Here is a 26018-nt window from a genome sequence, read left to right as displayed (position 1 = left end):
CAGGTTTCGGGCCTTGTTGGTTTTTCCGAGTGGGTGGGAAGGACAATTACATGAACAGCTTTTCGTCTTCCATGCCCTTGTAAAGATCGGCAACATACTGGCCATAGCCATTGTAAATCTGTGTCGGGACTTCATCACCCGTGGTCAGCAGGCGTTCCTGTGCCTGGCTCCAACGGGGATGTGGGACTTTGGGGTTCACATTGGCCCAAAAGCCGTATTCTCCGTCGTTAAGCTGTTCCCAGAAACTGACCGGGCGTTTGTCGGTGAAGGTGAAGCGGACAATCGATTTAACGTTCTTGAAGCCGTATTTCCACGGGGTAACCAGACGCAGCGGTGCGCCGTTCTGTTTTGGAAGCGGTTCGCCGTATATGCCGGTTGCGATCATCGCAAGTTCATTGGTGGCTTCTTCAATTGTCAGGCCTTCGATATAGGGCCACGGATACCAGAACTGCCGCAGGCCCGGCATGGTGTCCTTTTGTTCCGCAGTTTGCATTTCGATGTATTTTGCGCCTGAAAGCGGTTTGGCATAATCAACCAGTGCCTTCATCGGGAAACCGGTCCAGGGCACGGTCATCGCCCAGGCTTCGACGCAGCGGAACCGATAGACGCGTTCTTCCAAAGGCATTTTGCGGACCAGATCGTCAAAATCGATTTCAATCGGTTTTTCGACCATGCCGTCGATCTTGACTGTCCATGGGCGGATTTTCATCGCCTGGGCCGCGTCGGAAATGAATTTGTGCGATCCGAATTCATAGAAGTTGTTATAGGTCAGCGCCTTGGATTTATCCGTAATGGCGCGATCAACGACATAGGCCGGATTGCGCATCGCCGGATAAAGATCGGCGGTTGGATCGGATCCTTGTGCAAGGGCGCGACCGATCGGCAGGCTGGTTGCCGCCGCGCCGATGGATCCTGCGGCAATGCCTTTCAGGAACTGGCGACGGTTCTTGTAAATGGATTGCGGGGTTGCATCGCGTTCGGCGATTTCCCAACCCTTCTTGCGGCGTATCAGCATCTAACCCTCCAATCTGGCGTATTCCCAATGTCTAAGGAAAAGGTGCTTCGGGCAAGTAACGCCTCGGTGAGGGGGCGGTGAAGCCGGAAATGTGTCCGAAACGCCCATTGGTGCGATTTGTTCTGCATACGATAGAAAAATCGCAACGGATTGATCGTGCCAGATGATCGGTTGCAGGGTATTGTGATCATAAATCAAACGATCCGGCTGACAGGATCGACGATGCAGTTGCTATTTGGGGAACGAAAACGTGTTTGAATTCAAGGATATCGAGATTTTACAGGACATCGTGAAGGCAGGCGGCTTTCGGGCCGCAGCCCAGAAATACGATCTGTCCCAGTCGGCGATTTCGTCGCGGGTTTCCGCCCTTGAGAAAAAGCTGGGCATCATGTTGTTTGACCGGTCCAACCGGCAGGTGCGTTTGACGGCGGCAGGTCTTCGGTTTCTTGAAGAAGCGCAGCGTTTATCGCGTGCACGCGATCGTATTTGGCAGGAATTGACCCATCCGGGGGAATTGAGCGGCACGGTTCGTATCGGTGTTGCCGAAACCATCGTTCATACGATCCTGACCGATATGTTGAACAAGCTGAAAGACGATTACCCCAAGGTGCGATTCGAGCTTTCGGTTGATACATCCGGCCAATTGGCGATGACCATGGCCGATGATGCGCTTGACGTTGCGATCATGTTGCGGGAATCTGTGCCACAGGGGGCGGTTGCCGCGGCCCTGAAGCCAGTTCAACTGGGCTGGTATTGCACCGGATCGATGGAGTTGCCCGATCATCCGATGTCGCTGGCGGAGCTTGCCGAGCATGCTATTGTCACCTTCCCGAAGGGAACACCCCCATTTCGCGAGGTCGAAAGCATCTTTTCTGCGCCCGATATTTCGCCGCCGGCATTACATGGATCGGCATCACTTTCGACCGTAAAACACCTTGTCGGCGGAGGTTTCGGGATCGGTGTTCTGCCGTCCTTGATGGTTACAAATTCCGTTTGGGATGAACATATTAAGGCAATCCCGGTGCAGGAAGAAGCCCGGCTGACCGACCTTCATTTTGTGATCAGTTATTACCCGGAACGCAATCGTGAAATTGGCGAGGCCGTGATCGAGGCGGCCAGATTGTTCGATCAAACTGATCGTTAAATTAGATCATAAATTGACTAAAATGATTTCTTGACAAGATCGGTCGAGTTTCTCAAGCTTGTTGCGAGGCTGAGAACAGGACCGAATAAATGAACGCGACAAAAAGCGCATCTTGTTCCCCGACGACCGTTTCGGAATCTGCATCGACGATATCGCCGCTGGCTTTGCGCCGCGCAATCCGTTCCGGAAAACATCGGGGCACCACCACCGGCTATGCATCCGGGTATCTGCAGGGCAATCTTGCGATCCTGCCGGCAAGCCATGCCGACGAGTTCCTTAAATTTTGTGCCAAAAATCCGAAATCATGCCCTTTGATCGGCATGTCCGAACCGGGTTCGCCGTATATTCCGGAACTTGGTGCCGATCTTGACATCCGCACCGATCTGCCGGGCTATCGTGTGTTTCGTGGCACGACTGATTTTGACAGTGTTTCCGATCTGAACGCCATCTGGCGCGATGATCTGGTGACCTTTGTTCTCGGTTGTTCATTTTCGTTCGAGGCGGCGATTACCCGCAGTGGTGTGCCGCTGCGGCATATGGACGCCAACCGGAACGTTCCGATGTATGTGACCAATATTGCGACCACCCCGGCTGGGCGTTTCCATGGCCCGCTGGTGGTTTCGATGCGGTCCTTCAAACCATCCGATGCCATCCGTGCCATCCTTTATTCCGATCGTTATCGCCTGGCACATGGTGCGCCGGTTCATATTGGCGATCCGGCCAGCATTGGCATTTCCGATCTCATGAAGCCGGACTTCGGCGACGAACCTGTCGTCGACGAAGGGGATATCCCGGTTTTCTGGGCCTGTGGCGTTACGCCGCAAATGGCGATCCGCAATGTTTTGCCGGACCTTGCCATCACGCATGAACCCGGTCTGATGCTGGTGACGGATGTCCTGGCAGAAGCCGCGGAATTTTCACTGCAGACAAAGACCGCCTGAAATCACAAATAAAACCTAGCTATCAGAGAGGACCATCTCATGAAAAAGACAGTATCATCGTTACTTGCCGTTTCTGCCCTTGGTGCGGGCATGATGGCAACCCCTGCCTTTGCCGAAGACCTTTCGGTTGTTGGCAGCTGGAGCAGCCTGCCGCTGAACAAGCAGTTTGAAACACCGTTCTGGACCGAAGAACTGCCCGCCGCATCAAACGGCGACATTAATGTCCAGATGACCACCCATGATCAGATGGGTATCGGCGGAGGTGACGTTTTTCGTATTCTGAATGATGGCGTTTTCGATGTTGGCATGACGGTTGCCGATTATGCGGTTGGCGATGCCCCGGAACTTGAAGGCCTTGATGTGCCGCTGGTTGCCAACACAGCCGAAGAAGCAAAGGCGATGGTTGAAGCCGCCCGCCCGATGGTCGAAGATATCTTCAAGGAACGCTTCAATTCCAAGGTTCTTGCAATTGCGCCATACCCGCCGCAGGTCGTTTTCTGCAAAGGTGATGTGACCTCGCTTGAAGACCTTAAAGGTAAAAAGGTTCGTGGTTCGGGGCGTATGACCACCAAGTTCCTTGAGGCACTAGGTGCCAACGGCGTCAATGTTGCGTTTTCCGAAGTACCGGGCGCGCTTGAACGTGGTGTGATTGATTGTGCCGTTACCGGTGCTGGTTCGGGATACAGTGCGGGTTGGTGGGAAGTTTCCGACCACCTGATGACCATTCCGCTTGGCGGCTGGGATCCGGTTGTAACGGCGATGAATTTTGACAAGTGGAACAGCCTGTCGCCGGAAATGCAGAAACTGATTACCGACGAAGTCAATTCCAAGTTCGAAGCCCCGGCCTGGGCCGCAGCCGCCGGTGCGCTTGAAGCCGATATTGCGTGCCTTACCGGTAATGGAACCTGCCCCGCGGGTGATCCGGCGAGCATGACGTTGGTTGAGGCATCTGATGCCGATCTTGCCAAGGCCAAGGAAATTCTGACGACCGTTGTCTTGCCGGAATGGGCTGAACGTGCAGGTGCGGAGTGGGTTACGCGCTGGAACGATACAGTTGGCAAAACCGTCGGTGTTGCCGTACCTCTGAGCTAAGCAGAAAACCAGCCGGAGGAGGCCGCAACCGTGACTACCTCATTGATTGCGGCCATCCGCCGCATTAACCGCATGATCGCGCTGCTTGTCGGACTTGTTCTGACAGGCTGCGTGATCCTGATCATCGCAGATATTCTTTTGCGTGAAGTCGGTATTTCCTTTGGTGGTGCTGATGAAATATCGGGATATGTGATGGCCGGCGTCGCCAGTTGGGGAATGTCTTATGCCCTGACGGAACTGGCGCATGTCCGTATTGACCTTATCCGTTTGCGTCTACGCCAGCGTGGCAAGGCAATGCTTGATCTTCTTGCGATCATCGCCCTTGCCGCAACGTCGATTGTTATTGCCGTGCAAAGCTGGCCGGTTCTGCAAAAGACGATTGAACGCGGATCACGCGCCAATACTCCACTTGAAACACCATTATGGATACCGCAATCGATCTGGCTTTCCGGCTGGATATGGTTTGCCGTGTGTTCAAGTGTTCTGGTCATCCTGACACTGTCGCTTCTGGCCAAGCGTAACCTTGAGCAGGCCGATGCGCTGGTGGGTGCCCGCTCCGAACTGGAGTTGGAAGCATGATCTTTACCGTTACCGCATCGCTTCTGGGGCTTTTGGCCCTGTCCATTCCGGTCGGGATTGTTCTGTTCCTGCTGGGGTTCGGGGTTGATCAGCTGTTTTCGCCGTTCCCGCTTTTGCGCGGACTGGGGCAGGTGGTCTGGTCATCGTCGAATTCATCGACCCTGATCGCCATTCCGTTCTTTGTGCTGCTAGGGGAAATTTTGGTGCGTGGTGGTATTGCCGAACGCACCTATGAAGCCCTTGATAAATGGTTTTCGTGGCTTCCGGGCGGGTTGATCCACGCCAATATCGGCACCGCAACGATGTTTTCGGCAACGTCGGGGTCGTCTGTTGCGACGGCGGCGACGGTGGCAACCGTTGCCATGCCGCAGGCCGAAAAGCTTGGCTATGATCCCAAACTGTTTTCCGGCGCGATTGCCGCGGGCGGGACGCTTGGCATCATGATCCCGCCATCGATCAACCTGATCGTCTATGGCTTCCTGACCGAAACATCGATCCCGCGTCTTTTCCTTGCCGGATTGATCCCGGGGCTTCTGATGGCGGTGGCCTTTATGATGGTCACGGCGATCCTGTGCAAGATCAAACCAACCCTTGGCGGGACAAGCCGTTCATTCACCTGGTCGGAACGCATCGGCAGCCTGAAGCATCTTTTGCCGATTTTAGTTCTGTTCCTTGTAGTGATTGGGTCGATCTATGCCGGTTGGGCAACCCCGACAGAATCGGCTGCTGTCGGTGTGGCAATTGCGATGCTGATTGCGGCATTCAATCGCGGTGTTTCGCGCGAAATGATGGAAAGATGCCTGTATGGCACGGTTCGGATCACCGCGATGATCATGCTGGTGATTATCGGTGCCTATTTCCTGAACTTTACCCTGACCGCCGCAGGCATGGGACGGGAACTTAAAGACCTTTTGACCGGTTTGAACCTGTCACCGATGGGCACATTGATGGTCGTGATCCTGCTTTACATCGTGCTTGGTTTCTTCATTGAAACCCTGTCGCTGATGGTGGCAACCATTCCGATCATTGTGCCGATCATGACCGGCATGGGGTTTGACAAGGTATGGTTTGGCATTCTTCTGATTGTTCTGATCGAGATGGCTTTGATCACACCGCCTGTCGGACTTAACCTTTACGTCGTGCAGGGGGCACGCAAATCGGGCCGATTGTCCGAAGTGATGCTGGGCACCATCCCGTTTGTTCTGGTGATGCTGGCCATGATCGCCCTGCTTGTCGCGATGCCGTCCGTCGCCCTGTTCCTGCCCGACATCCTTTGATCCGGTCGGGATAAACACGCGCGACAACACGCATCATGTCTTGATCTTTTGTGCCTTCGGGGCGGACCGGGAAGCCGGTCCGCAACCGCCCAATGCGCGCAAAATTCGTAAAAATCAGAATTGGGATAGAGCAAATGCAGATGAATTTTACCCTTGATGGCAATGAAGTCAGCTTTGAAATCGGTCATTGCACGGTTGCCGGATGGACCGGCCGCGATGCCAAGGCGATCCAGCATCACATTGACGAACTGGCCGCTATCGGGGTCAAGCCACCATCGACCGTGCCGCTTTATTACCGCACATCGTTTGGCATGCTGACCCAGGCACCGCTGATCGAGGTGGTGGGCAAAGGCACGTCGGGCGAGGTCGAGCCGCTGGTGATTTCAAAGGACGGTGTTTTGTATCTTGGACTGGCATCGGATCATACCGACCGGGAACTTGAAGCCCATTCGGTTGCACTGTCAAAGCAGATTTGTGCCAAGCCGGTTGCTGATGCGATCTGGAAGTTTGACGATGTTGCGGATCATCTGGAACAGATCGAACTGAAATCCTGGATCCGTGAAGGCGACAGTGATGAATGGGTTCCCTATCAGGAAGGCACGATTGCATCAATCCGTCCGCTTTCCGATCTGATCGAAGGGGCGGGGCTTAAGGCGGCAGGTGCCAATGGTAAGGCGGCTGCGATGCTGTGCGGAACTTTTGGTGCGAAGGGCGGGGTGCGCCCGGCACGTTCGTTTAAAATGACAATGCATGATCCGGTGCGGGGGCTGAGCATTACACACAGCTATGACATTGTTGAACTGCCTGAAATCGCCTAGGCTCGGTTTCAGAAAATTTCCATAAAAATCAGAACGTGACGGAGGCAGCCCGATGGGCGCGATCATCGACAAGGCTAAGGCAGCGATTGATAAGGTAGATCAACTGGGTGATTTGGCAGCCAGGATTTTCACCGAGTTTGACCGCGACCGCATTTTGCGTGATGCCGACGCGGCCGAGGAACGCGTGGCGCAATCGGCAACGGCCCTGCCGTTGGCCGGTATGCTGGTTTCGGTAAAGGACCTTTATGACGAGGCCGGTGTTACCACCACGGCCGCATCAAAATTGTTGCAGGGGCGTCCGGCAGCAACGCGGGATTGCGAAGTCATCGCGCGCATCAAGGCCGCCGGTGCGGTGCCGTTTGGTCGTACAGCACTTAGCGAATTTGCCTATTCCGGTGTCGGGCTTAACCCGCATTACGGTACGCCGGGCAATGTGTTTGACCCCGAAGGCATTCCGGGCGGCTCGACATCGGGCGGTGCATTGACGGTTGCACTTGGTCTGGCCGATATCGCACTTGGCACCGATACCGGCGGATCGGTTCGCATTCCGTCGGCGATCAACGGGCTTTATGGCTATAAGCCCAGCCGTCTGTGGATGTCGGGTGAAGGCATTCATCCGTTGGCCAAAAGTTTTGACACGGCGGGGCCGCTTGCCGGTGATCTGCAAACCGCGATTACCGCGTTTGAAGTCATGGCGGGCAAAACCTTGCCCGCACAGGATGGCAAACCCGCCCCGATCAAAATCGGTGTTCCGGCCCATGCCTTTGTGAATGACCTTGATGACCGGGTGCGGGCGGATTTTGATGCGGTTTGCAAAAAGCTGAATGACGCTGGCCATCAGTTGACCGAGATTGATCTGGGCTTTTTGGCCGAGAATGCGGTGATCAACAAAATTCTTGTCGCGGCCGAGGCGCACAAAATCTATTCGCGGGATTTCAAGGCGCTTGAAACTTGTGGCGATCCGCGTGTTTTGAACCGGATGCGTTTTGCCGATACGCTAAGTGCGGCAGACCTGATTGATGCCTATGCCAAGCGAACCGACGTGATTGCGATGTTCAGTTCGGCCATGGCGGATGTCGATGTGATGATTTCACCGACATTACCAATGATGGCACCCAAGATTGCCGAAGTCGAAGCCGACTTTGACCGTTTGAATGCGATGATGTTGCGCAATACTTCCTATCTGAACCTTTCGGATGCCTGCGCCATTTCAATCCCGGTTCCGGCTGGTGACGGCGTTGCGCCGGGGGCATTGATGATTGCGGCACCGCACGGGCACGACTTTGCCGTCCTGCATGCGGCGCGCCGGATTGATCCTTTGCTGCGTGGATAGTGTTCGGTTGGCTTCACCGGATATGAAAAAGGCTCGGATGGATTTCCGGGCCTTTGTTTTGAACACGACGTTCTCGTTTTAGCTTTCCAGCAGGGAGCGCAACATCCATGCGGTTTTTTCGTGGACCTGAATGCGTGCGGTCAGAAGGTCGGCAGTGGCATCATCGTCTGACGAGTCACAGATCGGATAAAGCGAACGCGCGGTCTTGATCACGGTTTCATGGCCTTCGACCAGTTGTGTGATCATGTCCTTGGCGGCAGGCACACCGGTTTCTTCCGGGATCGAGGAGAGTTTGGCATAAGCCGAAAAACTGCCCGGGGCAAACGCGCCCAGCGAACGAATACGTTCGGCAACTTCGTCAATCGCCATGGCCAGTTCGGTATATTGTTCTTCGAACATGGTGTGCAGCGTCTGGAACATCGGCCCGGTCACGTTCCAATGGAAGTTATGGGTTTTGAGATACAGCGCATAAGAATCTGCCAGAACGCGGCCAAGGCCGTCGGCGATTGCAGTGCGGTTGGTTTCATTGATTCCGATATCAATCTGCATGTTTTCACTCCGGTAAAAGGGGCACATGCCCGAAGGTTAGCTCTTTGTCTGCAAAGAGTATCAACGATTGGAAAACTTTACGCCAATCAATAGTTTAATGATTAGCGATAGATCAATTCTATTACTTTCTATGTGGTTTTTGTCGCGCATTTACGACCATGTCGGCCTGCTTGCCTGTAAGTTCCTGCATGTGCGAGAAACTCCGCGTGAAAAAGCCCGTTCCCTGTGTCAGTGATCGTAGCTCCATCACCATATCGCCGGTTTCGGATGCGGGCATTTGGACATCAATTTCGTCCCATCCCTGCCAGCCATCCTTGGCACTGAAACCAAGGATCTGGCCGCGCCGGGTGCTGACCAGCCGCTGGGCCTTGGATGTGAATTCCGACGGGATCGAAATCGCGTATCTTTCGATGGGTTCAAGCAGAACCGACTGCCCTTCCTTAAGCGCATCGGCGATGGCAATGCGACCGGCCATCTGAAATGCCTGATCGGAACTGTCAACCGCGTGATAGGACCCGTCAACCAGTTCGACCGCGATATCAACCACCGGAAAACCAAGCGGTCCGGAACGCATGGCATCGCGCACCCCCTTTTCGACAGCGGGGATATATTGCCGCGGAATGGCACCGCCGACGATCCGTTCATTGAATGAAAAACCTTCGCCGCGTCCAAGGGGTTTCAGTTCGATCTGGGCATCGCCAAATTGCCCATGTCCGCCAGTCTGCTTTTTATAGCGACCCCGCGCCTGTGCCGGCTTGCGCACGGTTTCCTGATAGGCGGTTTCAACCGGTCTGGTTTCGATTTCAAGGTGATAGCGGGTGCGAAGCTGGGCCAGTGCGACCTGAAGGTGAATATCGCCATGGCCCCGCAATACAAGTTGCCCGGTATCGTCGCTATGAACGAACGACAGAGATCTGTCCTGTTCGCACAGATGGCGCAATGCTTCGGTCAGTTTGACGTCATCACCGGGCTTGGTAACTTCCAGTCCGGTTTCATAAAGCGGGGGCAGGGGATCTGGCCAAAGACTATCCATCTCGCCATCGGCTGTGCACAGCGAACCGGTGCGCAGATGATCAATTCGCGGCAGGCCGACGATGCTGCCAAATGTACCGATATCGAGCTTTTCGTGCTTGTCGCCAAATACCTGACACATGCCTGCGATCTTGTCGCGACCAAGTGTGTCGCCGTTCTTTACCTGCCCCGAAAGGACCCGCCCATAACAAAACCGCCCCGCATGGGGCAGATGAACGGTTTTGAAAATCTGGACAGCAGTAACCTCGCCTTGCGGTTCAACGCCCAGACGATGAGCGCACACATCGGCATTCGGCGCTTCGTGACGCAATGCCTTTAACAATCGAATGATGCCGTGGTCATGTTCAGCTGACCCGAAGAACACCGGAACGATCAAATCCTTGGCCAGATCACGTTCAAGATTGTCATAGATTGTTTCTCTTGCCGGTGTCTGATCTTCAAGGATTTGTTCAAGCAGATTGTCGTCAAAATCGGCAAGTGCCTCGAGCAATTCATCCCGGACCTCGGCTTCGCGTTCTTTGGCGTTGGCGGGCAGAGTGATCAGTTTTGAAGGTTGTCCTTCCAGATATTGATAGGCCCGTTCGGAAACGACATCGACGAAACCGGTTATCGTATCGTCCGGCCCCTTGCCGTCGCGGATCGGAATTTCACGGAGCACAAGCGGACGCTCCGAAATTGATTGCAGCGCATCAAGGCTATCGCGCAGGCGAATGCCGCTATGATCGGTTTTATTGATGAAAATCAGATGCGGAATACGATTGCGATCCAGAAATTTCAGGATCGGTGCGGCGATCATGGCGCGTGTCGGGTCGGGTTCGACAACCACGATGGCAACATCGCATATCATCGCGGCTTCACGGGAATCCTGTGCAAAATCAACCGAGCCGGGGCAATCGATAAAATGCCATTCCTCGTCAAGATACCGGGTTTGGGCAACCGTCATTTCGGTGCTCATTTGCCGTTCGCGTGCCTCGGCTGTTGCATCGCCGATTGTCGTGCCATCACGAACGGACCCCTTGCGATGTACTCGACCTGTCGCGGTAAGAAGGCTTTCAAACAGGCTGGTCTTGCCACTGGAATAGGGGCCGATTAACGCGGCACATCGCGGAACGTGACGGGGGCTAGCGAGGGGATTTGTGGTGTCTGCTTTGTCTTTTGGGTCTTTGGACGGGGGCATGGACATCTCCTTGATGCATCATGGGACGCATGGGGCCGGCCCGCGCATGGAGATCTGTATTATCCCGCCTAAATAAGCGGTTTGCCAATTCCATGTGCTTTCTGCAAATGATGCAGCCGGTCAGGACGTTGCGCGCGCCCGGTTTTTCCGGGTCTGTGTGGTGCGGGTGTCCGGTCTGCGTTGGCACAGAAGGCAACAGGGTACGGGTGCCGGAAGGGAATGCAATTGCATGCGTCATTCCGGATTGGCGTGTTTCTGCCAATGCGGAGCCGGACAATCTTCAGGATAGATCATTATTGGCAATATCGCTATCAAGGGTTTGTGGGTTCATATGCCCCTTTTTGACCATAATTCGCCCTCAAATGGCCCTATGCGGCCTGTTTTCCTGCCCTATTCACAAGGCAGATTAGGCATTGTCAGTCGAGGCAACGGCCAGAACCTTCTGTCCCCCCTCAAACGTCTTCTGGCCCGTTCTTTCATCTTCCCCCGAAGAGAGAACAATCCCAGGCCCCGGCTGATCGGTCTCCCCAAGACCATGAAGACCCCGAAAATGGGGCGGGTAAATCCCGCCCCTTCTTTTTTCCCCAATCGGGAACGGCTTTTCGCGGTTACAGTTCCAAACTTTATTTCGCCCCAATTTGCCCCTGAATGGTCATTACCGGCCGGTTTTTACGCCCCAATTCAAGGGCATATTCACAATTGTCAGATGCGGAAACGCCGGTGAAGCGCCCCTCCCTCGCTACTCACCGGGACCTTTAAAATCACTGTCCCCCGCAGTGATCTGCACCCCAAGGTCAAGGCACCGTATCTGACCGGTCTCCCCAAGACCATCTGTCCCCAAAAAGCGTGGGGCGGGCAAATCGCCCGCCGCGCGCTTTTTCTTTGTGGGGATGGCAAAGGCGATAAGCTCATCTGCCTAGAGGCTGAAGATCGGCGTTGGCGTTTCACGCCCGCGCACGGTGACCTCGCCGCGTGCCTGCCATGCGAACTCTTCCTGGCAGGACTTCACCGTATCCTCGGTTGCAAGGATGTAGCTTCCATATTGTTTGTTAAGCTGTTCAAGTCGGGCGGCGATATTGACGTTGTCGCCATGGACGGTGAAGGTCAGCTGGCTTTCCGAGCCAATCGCACCAATCACGATATCCCCGGTATTGATGCCGCATCGGGTTCTAAGCTTTCCACCATGACAGAACGTGGTGTCGGCACAGAGCCGTGTGATATCAATTGCAGTGCGGACGGCGTTCAGCGCGTGATCGGGATCAGGTTTGACGGCGTTGAAGGTAATCAGCATGGCATCCCCCTGAAACTGGGTGATGACGCCGCCGTGTTTGTTGATCACGTTGCTGGTTGCTGCGAAATATTCATTGAGCATTGCGGCAAGTTCCTGCGGGCTCAGCTTTTCGGAAATGCCGGAAAACCCTTCGATATCGGTGAACATGATGGTGGCTTTGGCGGCTTCGCCGTCGCCGGGTTTGATTTGCTGGTTTGCGTGGGTAATGCGGGCCGCGACCTCGGGCGAGATAAAGCGCGACAGCTCGCTTGCCGCGATTTCATCGGTGACGGCGCGGGTAAAGGATCGTTGTGCGCGTGAAACCGCAATCGCCAGCACGGCTGATACCAGAACAATGGCAATGATCTTGTCGATCTCGGCCCCGATCAGGATCGAATTGGATGTCAGATAGGTCACATAATCCCGTGTGACCATGCTCTCGCCCCGTTCGCTCCAGATTACATAAAAGACCAGTATCAGCCAGCCAATCGCCGCCGTTGCCCCGGCCAGCAAAATATAACGCGGATCAAACCGCAGGGTGCGCAACGAGATGAAGATGAACACATAGATCATGGTCGGCGCTTTGAGATAGAAGCTTGCCGGTTGCATATACTGGATATGGAAGCTCCAGATCAGGACCATCAGCAAACCAATATCGGCAATGACTGACAGCGTCAGGAACCAATTCGACAGGCTGCCGCGATAGGACAGCGCCAGCCGGATAAAGGTAAACAGGAAATACAGCCCCAAAGCCCATGGCACCGGATGAATTCCGGTATTCATGAATGTTTTGGGCGACACGGTGTAAAGGGTCGCAAAGATCGTCACCAGCAGCAGCTGCACCCAGCCAATCAGTTTTTCGCTGTCCTGCTGCTGACGGGCAATCGCATCGCGCACACGGTCCGGCAGACGATCCTGTGCCGGTTTGCCAAACAGGAATTGGCCAATATTGCTTTTCATGATTTCAACCCTGATCGTCAGACGTCATTGCACGCAGATGCCATACTGCGCGGTTTATCTGTGAGTGCCAAGCCGGGACCGATCACAGTTGTGCCTGCTAGAGGAAGGGGTTTCATCAAGGCAAAAAAAAAGCCGGGCAACAAATGTGCCCGGCAAGTTTATCAGGGAGGCTTCACGTCTGGGAGACGTAGGACCCTTCTCAGGGCCCTGGGTATGCCGGGCAGGGCGCCCGACAAAGACCGAAAATTCGGTCAGGGAGAAAACTCTGTACCGCGATGCAGTTATTCACCGCTGCGGTTCGAAGAGGAAGATAGCGTTTTTGACGGGAAACACCACTGTCAAATTGCTCATTCAGCCATGCGTAAATTGCATAAATCTTGGGCTACGAAGATTCAGACATTAAACATCTGAAATAACTACAATATTTATGGGTTCTAATGCGCTTATTCCCAATCTTTTGATCAATTCGCTGCCACTTAATTGTGCGAATGCGAAAAAAATGCCGGTAGCTAGGGGGAGCTACCGGCAAGATCAACAGGGAGGCTTTAACGTCTGGGAGACGTGGAATCCAGGGAAGATTCCATGCCGAATAACGTTTCGGCAGACGGATCATGCGGAGATCAGGGAAAGATGAAAGCGCTCTTCGCTTTCGCGGTCGCTAACAACTTCTGATGTGAATATACGCATATGATCTTACGCTTAAAAATAGAATAACAACAATCCAACCATGCGCTGAGTGCATGGCGAAAAAATGTCAGTAATTTGAAGCTATTATGACTGCGTTTTCCTGGAGAAGCTGATTTTGCGTGCTGATGAACTGGTTCAAAAGGTCATTATCGGTGACAGTTCGCGTCAGGGTTTTGTGTTGAAGACCCGCTATTACAGTTTCTCGTATGAACTAGGGGTTGTCTTTTTGCGTGCTGGTACACCAAAAAAAGCCCCGCAGCCGATTTCGGTGCGGGGCTTTCGGATTCTATCGCTTGTCGTTTGCGTTAATCGGTCGCGGCGGCGGCATTCATTTTGGCTTTGACCTTACTGATTTCCTCGATCAGGAAATCGCGGAAGACGGCAATGCGTTTGGAATGACGCAGTTCTTCAGGATAAACGAAATAGGCGTCGAAACTTGGCCCTTCGAGTTCCGGCAGAATGCGGACCAGATTGCTGTCAGTCGGCAGCAGATAATCGGGCAGGGCCGAAATACCAAGCCCGGACTCGGTCGCACGGAAGATGCCATAGATATTGTTCAGTTTCAGGATCGGCCGCATATCCGGTTTGAACTGTTGGGCGACGGCCATCATCCAGTTGACGTTCGAGACCGGTGGGCGCGCATCCGCACCGTAAATGATCAGACGATGATCTTTGAGGTCTTCGGGCTTTTTCGGAATGCCGAACTGCTTGATATACTCAGGCGACGCAAAGACATGATAGCGCAATGTCATCAATTGGCGCTGAACGAGATCAGCCTGACGCGGTGGCTGCATGCGGATAGCAACATCGGCCTCGCGCATGGCAAGATCGAGTTCCTCGTCATTGAGCACCAGCGACAGTTCAATTTCCGGATAGCGTTCAAGGAATTCGTTGATACGCGGGGTCAGCCAGGTTGATCCGAAGGCAACCGTGGTGGTTACTTTTAACGGACCGCTGGGGCGTTCCTTGGATTCGCGAATGCGGGCTTCGGCCATGGAAAGTTTGGCAAACACATCATGGGCCGTGCGATACAGAAGTTCGCCTTGCTCGGTCAGGATCAGGCCGCGTGCATGGCGGTGGAATAGCGGCACCTTGACGCTTTCTTCAAGTGCGCTGATCTGTCGGCTCACCGCCGACTGGCTCAGATTGAGATTTTCCCCCGCGTGTGTGAAGCTTCCAGCTTCCGCAACAGCGTGAAAAACACGCAGCTTGTCCCAGTCCATAGACCTGCTCCTAATGTCACTGTCGCGCCATTGCCGCGCCAGTCCCCTGATACTTCTTTATCTTCTTCTTAGAAGCATTTGGTTTCCACACTATTAAGCCGCATGTGAAATTGCTTCCAAACTGATATCATTAAATCAATATGAGGCCTTTGGCGCGATCTGCAAGCAACCAATTACGAAAGTGGTGATTTCGTTCACGCCGGATTCATAAATGAACTCAGGGGATTGCCGAAAATTGGCACGTTCGCCGTTTCTGAATGCAGTCATATTTCCGGGCCGTAGGTACAAAAAAGGGGCACCATTGGCGCCCCTTTGTCATATCCGGTAAGGATGACTGTGCTTATTCGTTGTGCTCGGCAATGAACTTTTCAGCTTCGAGTGCCGCCATGCAGCCCATGCCCGCCGCAGTAACTGCCTGACGGTAAATCTTGTCGGTCACATCACCAGCGGCAAAGACACCGTGAACGTTGGTTGTGGTGCTACCCGGTTTTACGAGGATGTAATTTTCATCATCCATGTCGATTTGCCCCTTGAACACGGCGGTTGCCGGATCATGACCGATCGCGACAAAGAAGCCATCGGCGGTGATGTCGGAAAGATCGCCGGTTTTGACATTGCGCACGCGAACGGCTTCAACGCCGTCCATCGGGCCGTCGCCACCCAGGATATCGTCAATGACGCTGTCCCAGACGACGTCGATCTTTTCATGCTTCAGCAGGCGATCCTGCAGCATTTTTTCCGCGCGCAGTTCGTCGCGACGATGCACGAGTGTCACCTTCGAGCAGATCCCGGCAAGATAAAGGGCTTCTTCAACAGCGGTATTGCCACCACCAACAACCACGACCGGTTTGTTGCGATAGAAGAAACCGTCGCAGGTGGCGCATGCAGAGACACCACGACCGTTGAATTTTTCTTCGCCCGGAAGGCCAAGCCACCGGGCCTGTGCACCGGTTGAAATGATCACGCTTTCTGCGACATAGATATCACCCGAATCGCCTTTGCAGACAAAGGGGCGTTTGGAAAAGTCGACTTCGGTGATCAGGTCATGAACCATTCTGGTTCCGACATGCTCGGCCTGTGCCTTCATCTGATCCATCAGCCACGGGCCCTGGATGACGTTGGCAAAGCCGGGATAGTTTTCGACATCTGTCGTGATCGTCAACTGCCCACCCGGCTGCAGGCCCATAACCATCATGGGTTCCAGATTGGCGCGTGCAGCATAAATCGCCGCTGTGTAACCGGCCGGGCCGGATCCGATGATGAGGACTTTGGTGTTATGTTCCTGGGCCATGTGCTTTGCATATTGTGGTCAGTGAAAAACAGGTTCCGAACATATGGGGTGATATGGCATTGCGCAACCGCCTCGCACGATGTTTTGCAAGGTTTTCGGAACAGTTCCTGATCGGGTATTTTACTCCGCCATCGCGACTGGCGGAAAATGGCGGTTTGCAACGTTTTGATACAAAATTGTGCAATGCATTTGTGCGCATTACAAAAGGGCAGATTGCATTCTGCCGCCGAATATATTATTGCCAGCGTACTGGCCCCCTGTAATATTGTTTCGTCCGGGGTAAGTTCAGCGCACAGAATCGAGGGATAAATGCAACGGGTCAAACTCGACAAGATCGACCGCAGAATTCTGCGCGATCTCCAGGAAGATGGCCGCATGACCAATGTGGAACTTGCACGCCGTGCAGGTATTTCTGCGCCACCCTGTCTGCGTCGTGTCCGTGCGCTTGAAGAAGCCGGTTTCATTCAGGGCTATCATGCCGACGTTGATGCCCAGGCGCTGGGTTACAATGTAACCGTGTTTGCGCTGGTCGGTCTTGCAAGTCAGGCAGAACATGATCTGCGCGCCTTCGAAGGTCGTGCTGCGGCATGGCCGGAAGTTCGCGAATGTCATATGGTTGCCGGTGAAATGGATTTCCTTTTGAAAATCGTTTCGCACAGCTGGGACGAATATCAGAAGTTTCTGACAACTGAACTGACGGTTGCGGAAAACGTCAATCATGTGAAATCGGCACTTTCGATTCGTACCGCTAAAAATCAGCCTGGCGTTCCCATCGATATTGAAGCTGAAGACTGACGTGCGTTGCCACGCCAAGCTTTGAAAACCGGCACCCTTTGGTCGCCGGTTTTTTGTTTTTTGAATGTACCAATTGCTGATCCGATAATCGAAGCGGGACCGGTTAATTCAACCGGTCCCGCTTCGAGACGCCCGTTATCCCCCCGGCCGGGCGTCGCACCCTGTTGATGTTCTCGATCTTTCCAGAACGATCATTTCAGAATGATGCCGAAAAAATATTATGAATTCAATTCTTTGTCACGTGCTTGATGATCAGTGGTTTTATTGGCCAAGGTTCTCTAACTCATCCCCATCAATTTCATACTGCAGGGCCCCGGAGTTACGTGCGCCTAGCCGTTCGTAAAACCGGCAGGCGGCCTCGTTGCGATGCAGGACGGACCACCACATCGAAACATAGCCGTGATCCAAGGCGTATTTGCCAAGTGCCTTCATCAGTTTGTTTCCGACCTTTTCCGAACGCATATCGGGTGCAACGTAAAGCTCGGTCATCCACAACCCGATCTTCGAGTAATCCGGGTTATAGAACGGTTGAAAGATCGTCTGTCCGACAGCGCGATCTCCGTTCCATGCGATCAGACTTTTGATCAGTGCCTTGGGCCCGAACATCATTTCATGGATGCTTTCGGTCGTGTGGGGCGGATTGTCGTAATCAAGTTCGACATGCAGGGCATTTGACATGTCGGCTACATGGATGCTGTCTTCCGGACGGGCCTTTGAAATGATGATATCAGATGTCATGGCAGATACTTGTGCAGAGTATTTGGATCAAAAAAAACGGCCCGATATTTATCGGGCCGTACTTTCGCAAGATAGTGTATCGAGTATCAGGCGAACTTGACCGTAAGGATCTCGTAGCTCTTTGTACCACCGGGAACGGTGACTTCTACGGATTCACCAACAGCCTTGCCGATCAGCGCCCGACCAATCGGAGATGTGGTCGAAATACGACCGGAATTGATATCAGCCTCGATCGGACCGACAACCTGATAGGTGGTTTCCTCGTCGGTGTCTTCGTCAACAAGATGCACGGTCGCACCGAATTTGACGACCGATCCGGCCAGCGATTTGACATCGATGACTTCGGAGCGGCTAAGAACATCTTCCAGTTCGGCAATTCGACCTTCGCAGAAGCTCTGTCGTTCACGCGCAGCATGGTATTCGGCGTTTTCCGAGAGATCGCCATGCTCGCGCGCTTCCGAGATCGCCTTGATGATTTCAAGGCGTTCGACGGATTTGCGGTGCTTCAGCTCTTCTTCGAGGCGCTGATGCCCTTGCGGGGTCATAGGTACTTTTTCCATCGCGCTCACAGCCTATTCTTATTAGCGATCGATACTACAAAATCGACCGCCCGGCAGATACCGCCGGGCGGTCTAAACTCGTTGAACGGGTTCGAAAAGGAACCTCAGTATTCATCCCCAAGATATTCCTGAACGGGCCGCACTGCAAGTGCTCCGCGTTTCAGGTTGTCGATGGCACGCAGGGTGGCGCGGGCACCGGCAATCGTGGTGTAGTACGGAATATCGTTGCTGAGCGCAGTCCGCCGGATCGAGAAACTGTCGACCACGGCCTGTTTGCTCTCGGTGGTATTGAATACCAGGTTGATATCGCCGTTCTTCATCATGTCCACGATATGGGGACGTCCTTCCTGTACCTTATTGACCGGGGTAACGTCCAGCCCTTCTTTTTCAAGAGCTTCGGCAGTGCCATGCGTCGCAACAATCACAAAGCCAAGCTCGATCGCCTCGCGTGCGAGTTGAACAGCAGCCGGTTTGTCATAGTTTTTGACTGACATGAAGATCTTGCCAGATTGCGGCAGATCGTGACCCGCCGCCATCTGCGCTTTGGCAAAGGCGCGACCGAAATCGGTATCAAGGCCCATAACTTCGCCGGTTGAGCGCATTTCCGGGCCAAGCAGGGTGTCGACACCCGGGAAGCGGTTGAACGGAAGCACCGCTTCCTTGACCGCAATATGCTTGAACGGACCTTCGTTGATCCTGAAGTCCGAAAGCTTTTCGCCTGCCATGATGCGCGCGCCGATTTTTGCAATCGGGTTGCCGGTGGCTTTGGCAACAAACGGGACAGTACGCGAGGCACGCGGGTTGACTTCGATCAGATAGATCACATCCCCCTTGATCGCGAACTGCACGTTCATCAGGCCAACAACATCAAGTGCCTTGGCCAGTTGCACGGTCTGTGCTTTCAGGCGATCAATCATGTCCTGACCGAGCGAATAGGGCGGCAGTGAGCATGCACTATCCCCGGAATGGATCCCGGCTTCCTCGATATGCTGCATGATGCCGGCCACAAAGACATTTTCGCCGTCCGAAACCGCATCGGCATCAATTTCGATTGCATCCTGAAGGAAGCTGTCGATCAGAACCGGGCTTTTGCCCGAAACCTGAACGGCTTCGGTCATGTAGCGCAGCAGGTCTTCGGTAGTGTGAACGATTTCCATCGCACGGCCGCCAAGCACGTAGCTTGGGCGGATTACGATCGGATAACCGATGCTTTCGGCGATTTTAACAGCTTCGTCAACCGAACGCGCAATGCCGTTGGCGGGCTGTTTCAGGCCCAGCTTGTGGATCAGTTCCTGGAAACGGTCGCGGTCTTCGGCAAGGTCGATGCTGTCGGGGCTGGTGCCGAGGATCGGAATGCCTGCTTTTTCAAGGGCGGCTGACAGTTTAAGCGGGGTCTGGCCGCCATACTGAACGATCACGCCAAGAAGTTCGCCCTTGCTTTGTTCAAGCTGGCAAAGTTCGATCACGTCTTCGGCGGTCAGCGGTTCGAAATAAAGGCGGTCCGAAGTGTCATAGTCGGTGGAAACCGTTTCCGGGTTGCAGTTGACCATGATGGCCTCGATACCGACTTCACGAAGCGCATAGGCCGCATGCACACAGCAATAGTCGAACTCGATGCCCTGACCGATACGGTTCGGACCACCGCCAAGAATGATGACTTTCCTGCGATCGGTTACTTCGGCTTCGTTTTCCGGTTCAAAGAACCCGTCGCCTTCGTAAAGCGAATACATGTAGGACGTGCGCGACGGGAATTCGGCCGCACAGGTATCAATACGTTTGTAAACCGGGCGAAGGTTCATAGCCTGGCGGGTTTCGCGCACGGCGTCTTCTTCGATACCGGCCAGTTCCGCCAGACGCGCATCCGAGAAACCGAGTTTCTTGAGGCGCAGCAATTCCTGCTTGTCTTTCGGGATACCGTTTGCGCGGACCTGCTCTTCTTCGGCGACCAGCATTTCGATCTGGCGCAGATACCACGGATCAAACTTGGTGGCTTGCTGGATTTCCGACAGGGTCAGGCCGTGACGGAATGCCTGTGCCGCGTAAAGAATGCGGAACGGCATCGGCTGTGTCAGTTTCGCACGGATCGCGGCCTTGTCCGGTGCACCTTCGATTTTGACTTCGTTCAGACCAGTCAGGCCGGTTTCCATCGACCGCAGGCCTTTCTGAAGGCTTTCGGCAAATGAACCGCCAATCGACATGGCTTCGCCAACCGATTTCATCGCAGTCCCCAGAAGCGCCTGCGCACCCGGGAATTTTTCAAAGGTGAAGCGCGGAATTTTGGTGACGACATAATCGATGGTCGGCTCGAACGAAGCCGGGGTGACGCCGGTAATGTCGTTATCAAGTTCGTCAAGTGTGTAACCAACCGCCAGCTTGGCCGCGATTTTGGCAATCGGGAATCCGGTCGCCTTGGATGCCAGCGCAGACGAACGCGACACGCGCGGGTTCATTTCAATGACGATCAGACGGCCATCATCCGGGTTAACCGCGAACTGCACGTTCGAGCCACCTGTATCCACACCGATCTCGCGCAGGACCGCCAGGGAGGCGTCGCGCATGATCTGGTATTCCTTGTCCGTCAGGGTCAGGGCCGGAGCGACGGTGATCGAATCCCCGGTATGAATGCCCATCGGGTCGACGTTTTCGATCGAACAGATGATGATGCAGTTATCCGCGTTATCGCGGACGACTTCCATCTCGTATTCTTTCCAGCCGAGAATGGATTCTTCGACCAGAACCGTGTGGGTCGGCGAAATCGCAAGACCATTACGAACGATCTGTTCGAATTCTTCGCGGTTATAGGCAATACCACCGCCTTCACCGCCAAGGGTGAAGCTTGGCCGGATGATGGCCGGAAGGCCGGTTGTTTCAAGGGCTACAACGGCTTCTTCAAAGGTGCGGACCATCGCGGAACGCGCGCTTTCAAGACCAATCTTGTCCATCGCTTCGCGGAAAAGCTGACGGTCTTCGGCTTTTTCGATCACGTGCTTTTTCGCACCGATCATTTCAACGCCATATTTATCCAGCGTGCCATCGTCATAAAGTGCCAGTGCGGTGTTCAGTGCTGTCTGACCACCCATGGTCGGCAGCAGGGCATCCGGGCGTTCCTTTTCGATGATCTTGGCGACCATTTCAGGCGTGATCGGCTCGATATAGGTTGCATCGGCCAGGTTCGGATCGGTCATGATCGTCGCCGGGTTCGAGTTGACCAGAATGACGCGATAGCCTTCTTCCTTCAGGGCCTTGCAGGCCTGTGCACCGGAATAATCGAACTCGCAGGCCTGACCAATGACAATCGGGCCGGCACCGATGATAAGGATGGATTTGATATCTGTACGTTTCGGCATGTCTTTTTCCGCTTTTGGCGTGGCGGGCGCGATTGCTGCACCGCCCGAAATTAAGTCCGTTAATCGCTTGTCGCTGATGTCGTCGCGCTATCAGGCTTTCGCGTCTTCGATCAGGCCAACGAAACGTTTGAACAGGTAATGGCTATCGTGCGGCCCCGGGGATGCTTCGGGATGGTACTGAACCGCAAAGACCGGTTTGTCTTTCAGGCGAAGCCCGGCAAGGGATCCGTCAAACAGCGAGAAGTGCGTTGCTTCGACATTGTCGGGCAGGCTGTCCTTGTCGACGACAAAGCCGTGGTTCTGGCTGGTGATTTCCACGACACCGGTTGTGGTGTCCTTTACCGGGTGGTTCGCACCGCGATGACCGACATCCATCTTTTTGGTTTTTGCACCAAGGGCGAGCGCCATCATCTGATGACCAAGGCAGATACCGAAAACCGGTTTGCCGCTGGCGATCAGTTTTTTGATGGTCGGAACCGCATATTCGCCGGTCGCCGCCGGATCGCCAGGGCCGTTCGAAAGGAAGACCCCATCCGGGTTCATCGCAAGGATTTCTTCGGCGGACGTCGTTGCCGGAACAACCGATACCTTGCATTCAAGCGCGGCAAGATTACGCAGAATGTTGCGTTTCACACCGTAATCGATGGCAACAACATGGTGTTTGGCATTGCCAAGTTCGCCATAACCGCCTTCGCGGGTCCAAAGGGTCTGATCCCAGTCATAACCCTCGGTGCAGCTATTGTCCTTGGCAAGGTCCATGCCCTCCAGGCCCGGCCATTCATTGGCCTTGGCGATCAGGGCATCGATATCGAACTTGCCATCCGGGTTGTGGCAGATCACGCCGTTTGGAGCGCCTTCGCTACGAATGCGTTTGGTCAGGCGGCGGGTATCAATACCGGCAATGCCGATCCGGCCATGCTTTCCCAGCCAGTCATTGAAATGACCCTGTGCACGATAGTTTGACGGCTCGGTAATGTCCTGGCGCAGGATGCAGCCAAGGGCGACGGGGATTTCGTTTTCGATATCCTCGTCATTGGTGCCGACATTGCCGATATGGGGGAAAGTAAAGGTGATCATCTGCCCGGCATAGGACGGGTCGGTCATGATTTCCTGGTAGCCCGTGATCGAGGTGTTGAAGCAGACTTCACCAACCACCTCTCCTCGGGCGCCGACGCCTCGTCCCCAGTAAACAGAACCATCAGCAAGTACCAGAACGGCAGAAGCTCCAGGAGGCGGGGTGTGCGTGGGCGCTGACATTGGCGAATGTCCTTTCGATCTTTCCACGGTGAGACACGGAGTCTTTATATATAATAATTACGAGCAGGCCGAGAAAAACGGCCAAATTCCCCTGCATATCGGGCATGCGGACATGACAAGGTATCCCCAGCATGAACGACCATAACGTCAAAAGACGTTGGTGCAATATGCTGAAAGCGGGTTAAAACCTCATCCCGGCAGGCAAATTGGCGGATGTCTACGGGAGTCGTGTCGCCCTGTCAAGGATGCATCCAAACTTTTATTTTTCTTTTAAAATCAATAAGTTGAGTGGAAAGGTTTTCTTTGCCTAGATGGCGCTTTTGGGGTATGTTCGCTCCTTTCTTCCACAGAATCAGAGATAAGCCATGCTGCGATCGCAGCTTACAGACGCTTTGAAAAAGGCCGTCCTCGAAAAGGATGCCGTATCCGTGACCACCGTGCGCCTCATTCTGGCAGCGCTCAAGGAACGCGATATTGCGGCACGCGGCGAGGGGAATACGGATGGTATTTCCGATGAGGAAATCCTGACCCTGCTGCAGGCGATGGTTAAACAGCGTCGCGAAAGCATCGAAATGTACACCAAGGGCAATCGCCCCGAACTTGCAGCGCAGGAAGCCGCCGAGATCGGCGTGATTGAACGGTTCCTGCCCAAACAGATGTCCGATGAAGAAATCGAGGCGGCTGTCAAAGGCGTGGTTACCGACCTTGGCGCGACATGCCTTAAGGATATGGGCCGGACGATGGCGGCGCTTCGCGAAAAATATGCCAGCTGCATGGATTTCGGCAAAGCCGGCAGTGTTGCGAAAAAACTTCTCGGCTGATTTCGAGAATAGCTATTTTTTATGGAAGCCGGGCGTGTAAAATCGTCCGGCTTTCGTCGTCCCTAAGCCCGGATTCCAGAATGGAATCAATAAAAGGGTAGGATGGGATTTGGTATCAACATGATCACGGGATCGGGACAATCATGAGCTTTCCCCAGTCGTTTCTTGACGATCTGCGGGCGCGCGTCGGACTGGCAGATATTGTCGGTACGTCGGTGAAGCTGATTAAACGCGGCCGGGAATATTCTGGCCTGTGTCCATTCCATTCCGAAAAATCCCCTTCTTTCACGGTCAACGAGCAGAAGGGCTTCTATCACTGCTTTGGCTGTGGCGCGCATGGCGACGTGATCAGTTTTGTGATGAATACCCGCGGCCTGACCTTTGTCGAGGCGGTCGAGGTACTGGCCAATCAGGTCGGCATGGATGTGCCCAAACCATCCCGTGAAGCCCAGGAGCGCGAAAAAAAGGCCAAAACACTTTACGAAGTGATGGAAGCGGCCTGCGTATTTTATGAACGCGTGCTTCATATGCCCGAAGGTCGCGAAGGGCTTGAATATTTTCGTCGTCGCGGTCTTGACGATAAAACGATTGCCGAATTCCGACTGGGCTTTGCACCCGATAATCGTGGTGCGCTGAAGGCAGCGTTAAAGCGCGAGGAATTTGACGAGCCGCTGATGATTGAAGCCGGGCTTCTGATCGAGCCCGAAGATCAGGGCCGTCAGACCTATGACCGGTTCCGGGGTCGCGTGATGTTTCCGATCCTTGATCGAAGGGGCAGGGTTGTTGCCTTTGGCGGGCGTGTCATGGGCGATACCAAGCCAAAGTATCTGAATAGCCCTGATACACCTTTGTTCCACAAGGGCCAGCTTCTTTATGGCTTGCCGCAGGCCCGTGAAGCCAGCCAGCAGGATGCACCGATCATCGTGACCGAGGGTTACATGGATGTGATCGCCCTGCATCGGGCCGGTTTTCGCGGGGCAGTGGCCCCGTTGGGGACAGCGGTAACCGAAGAACAGATCGGCGAGCTTTGGAAAATGACCAACGAGCCGATCCTGTGTCTTGACGGTGATGCGGCGGGCAAGCGCGCGGCGGTGCGTGCCGCCGAGCGTGCCCTTCCCATCCTGCGTCCGGGCAAATCATTACTGTTTTCGATCCTGCCAGAGGGCGAGGACCCCGACAGCCTGATGGCGGGAACAAACGGATTTGCCAGTTTCCGCAAGATACTCGATAGCGCCGTGCCGCTGGCAGAACTGGTATGGCGCATGGATGTCGCCGGGCGGGCAACCGATACACCCGAACGCCGTGCCGCCCTTGAGGCCGACATTCAGAAACGCATTTCGGCAATCGGTGATGACGCGGTCAGATCGCAATATCAGTCGATGTTCCGCGATCGCATCTGGCAATTATTCAAGGGTGATCGCGCAAAAGGCGGGGGATCACGGCCTGCGCCAGGCGGCGGATACCAGAACAAAAAATTCAGCCGGGGTGGCAAAGGCGGAAAAAAAGACTATTTCTGGGAACCGGCAGGTAAAGCCGTTCCGGGGATGTCGCGTCCACCCATGCAAAAACGTCGTGTCGTACAGGACTGTATTTTGCTGGTAACGTTGATAAACCATCCCCACCTGCATGAGGATGTTGGCGAGCGGCTTGGAATCTACACTTGTGCAGACTCCGACCTTGACAATCTTCGTCGTGCCGTCTTAAAGCTGCTTGACGGTGATCCCGGACTTGATTCCGAAACAATCAAGGCCCATTTGGAGCGCGACGGGCTGTCAGAGACAGTATTGCGGGTGGTTGGTGCGGACATTTTGGCGCACGCCGCTTTCGCCAGGCCCGAAACGCCGCTCGAACGGGCTCGTGCGGGTTGGGAACAGGTTTTTTCCATGGCTGTAAGCTCCCTGGAGGACGAAGAGGCAAAATACGCCGTCCGACAGTTGGCAGCAGATATCAGCGAGGAAGAATGGGAAAGATTTTCGCATAGACGCGACGATCTGGCCCGGCGCCGGGAAAAAGTGTTTAAGCTCGACGACTGATCGATGCATGCGGTTTGTATGCGGGATCGGCGTTCGGGCTATTTGTGATTTGCGCTGATGAAAACAGTGCGTGGGACAA

General features: G+C 54.3%; 20 protein-coding genes. 10 read left to right on the top strand and 10 right to left on the bottom strand.

The annotated features are described in order from the left end of the window. Window positions 1–46: 46 nt before the first annotated feature. Window positions 47–1015, bottom strand: a complete 969-nt coding sequence (msrP, locus tag R1T41_RS03940) for a protein-methionine-sulfoxide reductase catalytic subunit MsrP (protein WP_062948003.1) — start codon at window positions 1013–1015, stop codon at window positions 47–49. Between the two features lie 250 nt (window positions 1016–1265). Here msrP and R1T41_RS03935 point away from each other — a divergent pair, with 250 nt between their 5' ends. The 7 genes from R1T41_RS03935 (at window position 1266) to R1T41_RS03905 (ending at window position 8199) form a co-directional block, all read left to right on the top strand. Beyond that, on the top strand, window positions 1266–2159 hold the full coding sequence (locus R1T41_RS03935; RefSeq protein WP_097052006.1) for a LysR family transcriptional regulator: 894 nt from the start codon (window positions 1266–1268) through the stop codon (window positions 2157–2159). 89 nt (window positions 2160–2248) lie between these two features. Continuing rightward, complete coding sequence (locus tag R1T41_RS03930; RefSeq protein ID WP_317340112.1) at window positions 2249–3100, top strand: putative hydro-lyase; 852 nt, start codon at window positions 2249–2251, stop codon at window positions 3098–3100. 39 nt (window positions 3101–3139) lie between these two features. Then, window positions 3140–4192 carry a TRAP transporter substrate-binding protein gene (locus R1T41_RS03925; protein ID WP_317340111.1) on the top strand — a complete coding sequence of 351 codons (1053 nt, stop codon included), beginning with the start codon at window positions 3140–3142 and terminating at the stop codon, window positions 4190–4192. A 30-nt stretch (window positions 4193–4222) separates the two neighbouring features. Then, window positions 4223–4771 carry a TRAP transporter small permease gene (locus R1T41_RS03920; RefSeq protein ID WP_317340110.1) on the top strand — a complete coding sequence of 183 codons (549 nt, stop codon included), beginning with the start codon at window positions 4223–4225 and terminating at the stop codon, window positions 4769–4771. Then, entirely contained in the window at window positions 4768–6048 is a 1281-nt protein-coding gene (locus R1T41_RS03915; RefSeq protein WP_062947995.1) for a TRAP transporter large permease, read from the top strand. The genes R1T41_RS03920 and R1T41_RS03915 overlap by 4 nt, the downstream gene beginning before the upstream one ends. A gap of 134 nt (window positions 6049–6182) precedes the next feature. Next, a complete protein-coding gene (locus R1T41_RS03910; protein ID WP_317340108.1) occupies window positions 6183–6866 on the top strand; it encodes a DUF2848 domain-containing protein in 684 nt (227 codons plus the stop codon). A gap of 52 nt (window positions 6867–6918) precedes the next feature. Beyond that, entirely contained in the window at window positions 6919–8199 is a 1281-nt protein-coding gene (locus R1T41_RS03905) for an amidase (RefSeq protein ID WP_097052001.1), read from the top strand. 78 nt (window positions 8200–8277) lie between these two features. Here R1T41_RS03905 and R1T41_RS03900 read toward each other — a convergent pair whose 3' ends face one another. The 5 genes from R1T41_RS03900 to trxB form a co-directional block, all read right to left on the bottom strand. After that, window positions 8278–8748 (bottom strand): Dps family protein, encoded by a 471-nt coding sequence (locus R1T41_RS03900; protein ID WP_007089859.1) that lies wholly within the window; start codon window positions 8746–8748, stop codon window positions 8278–8280. Window positions 8749–8869: 121 nt separating this feature from the next. Continuing rightward, a complete protein-coding gene (locus tag R1T41_RS03895) occupies window positions 8870–10957 on the bottom strand; it encodes an elongation factor G (protein ID WP_317340105.1) in 2088 nt (695 codons plus the stop codon). Between the two features lie 916 nt (window positions 10958–11873). Then, window positions 11874–13187, bottom strand: coding sequence for an adenylate/guanylate cyclase domain-containing protein (locus tag R1T41_RS03890; RefSeq protein ID WP_317340103.1), 1314 nt, complete (start codon window positions 13185–13187; stop codon window positions 11874–11876). 992 nt (window positions 13188–14179) lie between these two features. Then, window positions 14180–15097 (bottom strand): LysR family transcriptional regulator, encoded by a 918-nt coding sequence (locus R1T41_RS03885; RefSeq protein WP_062947986.1) that lies wholly within the window; start codon window positions 15095–15097, stop codon window positions 14180–14182. A gap of 340 nt (window positions 15098–15437) precedes the next feature. Further along, entirely contained in the window at window positions 15438–16388 is a 951-nt protein-coding gene (trxB, locus tag R1T41_RS03880) for a thioredoxin-disulfide reductase (RefSeq protein ID WP_062947984.1), read from the bottom strand. A gap of 309 nt (window positions 16389–16697) precedes the next feature. Between trxB and R1T41_RS03875 the strand changes: the two genes are divergently transcribed. Next, window positions 16698–17183: an Lrp/AsnC family transcriptional regulator gene (locus R1T41_RS03875; protein ID WP_007089852.1), complete on the top strand. Its 486-nt coding sequence runs from the start codon at window positions 16698–16700 to the stop codon at window positions 17181–17183. Window positions 17184–17444: 261 nt separating this feature from the next. Here R1T41_RS03875 and R1T41_RS03870 read toward each other — a convergent pair whose 3' ends face one another. The 4 genes from R1T41_RS03870 to carA form a co-directional block, all read right to left on the bottom strand. Beyond that, window positions 17445–17921, bottom strand: a complete 477-nt coding sequence (locus tag R1T41_RS03870) for a GNAT family N-acetyltransferase (protein WP_317340098.1) — start codon at window positions 17919–17921, stop codon at window positions 17445–17447. An 86-nt stretch (window positions 17922–18007) separates the two neighbouring features. Beyond that, a complete protein-coding gene (gene greA, locus R1T41_RS03865; protein WP_062947978.1) occupies window positions 18008–18481 on the bottom strand; it encodes a transcription elongation factor GreA in 474 nt (157 codons plus the stop codon). Window positions 18482–18585: 104 nt separating this feature from the next. After that, entirely contained in the window at window positions 18586–21828 is a 3243-nt protein-coding gene (carB, locus tag R1T41_RS03860) for a carbamoyl-phosphate synthase large subunit (protein WP_317340095.1), read from the bottom strand. 90 nt (window positions 21829–21918) lie between these two features. Beyond that, the gene (gene carA / locus R1T41_RS03855) at window positions 21919–23085 is read right to left on the bottom strand and encodes a glutamine-hydrolyzing carbamoyl-phosphate synthase small subunit (protein ID WP_317340094.1); all 1167 of its coding nucleotides are present in this window, start codon (window positions 23083–23085) and stop codon (window positions 21919–21921) included. Between the two features lie 365 nt (window positions 23086–23450). Here carA and R1T41_RS03850 point away from each other — a divergent pair, with 365 nt between their 5' ends. Both R1T41_RS03850 and dnaG read left to right on the top strand, forming a co-directional pair. Next, window positions 23451–23906: a GatB/YqeY domain-containing protein gene (locus R1T41_RS03850; RefSeq protein WP_317340093.1), complete on the top strand. Its 456-nt coding sequence runs from the start codon at window positions 23451–23453 to the stop codon at window positions 23904–23906. A gap of 143 nt (window positions 23907–24049) precedes the next feature. Then, the gene (dnaG, locus tag R1T41_RS03845; RefSeq protein WP_317340091.1) at window positions 24050–25939 is read left to right on the top strand and encodes a DNA primase; all 1890 of its coding nucleotides are present in this window, start codon (window positions 24050–24052) and stop codon (window positions 25937–25939) included. The last annotated feature ends 79 nt before the right edge of the window (window positions 25940–26018 follow it).

The organism is Thalassospira lucentensis, assembly GCF_032921865.1.
In the GTDB taxonomy this organism is placed as follows: Bacteria; Pseudomonadota; Alphaproteobacteria; order Rhodospirillales; family Thalassospiraceae; genus Thalassospira; species Thalassospira lucentensis_A.
Note: the sequence above shows the minus strand (reverse complement) of the source record. Positions and strands in the feature narration are given on the sequence as shown.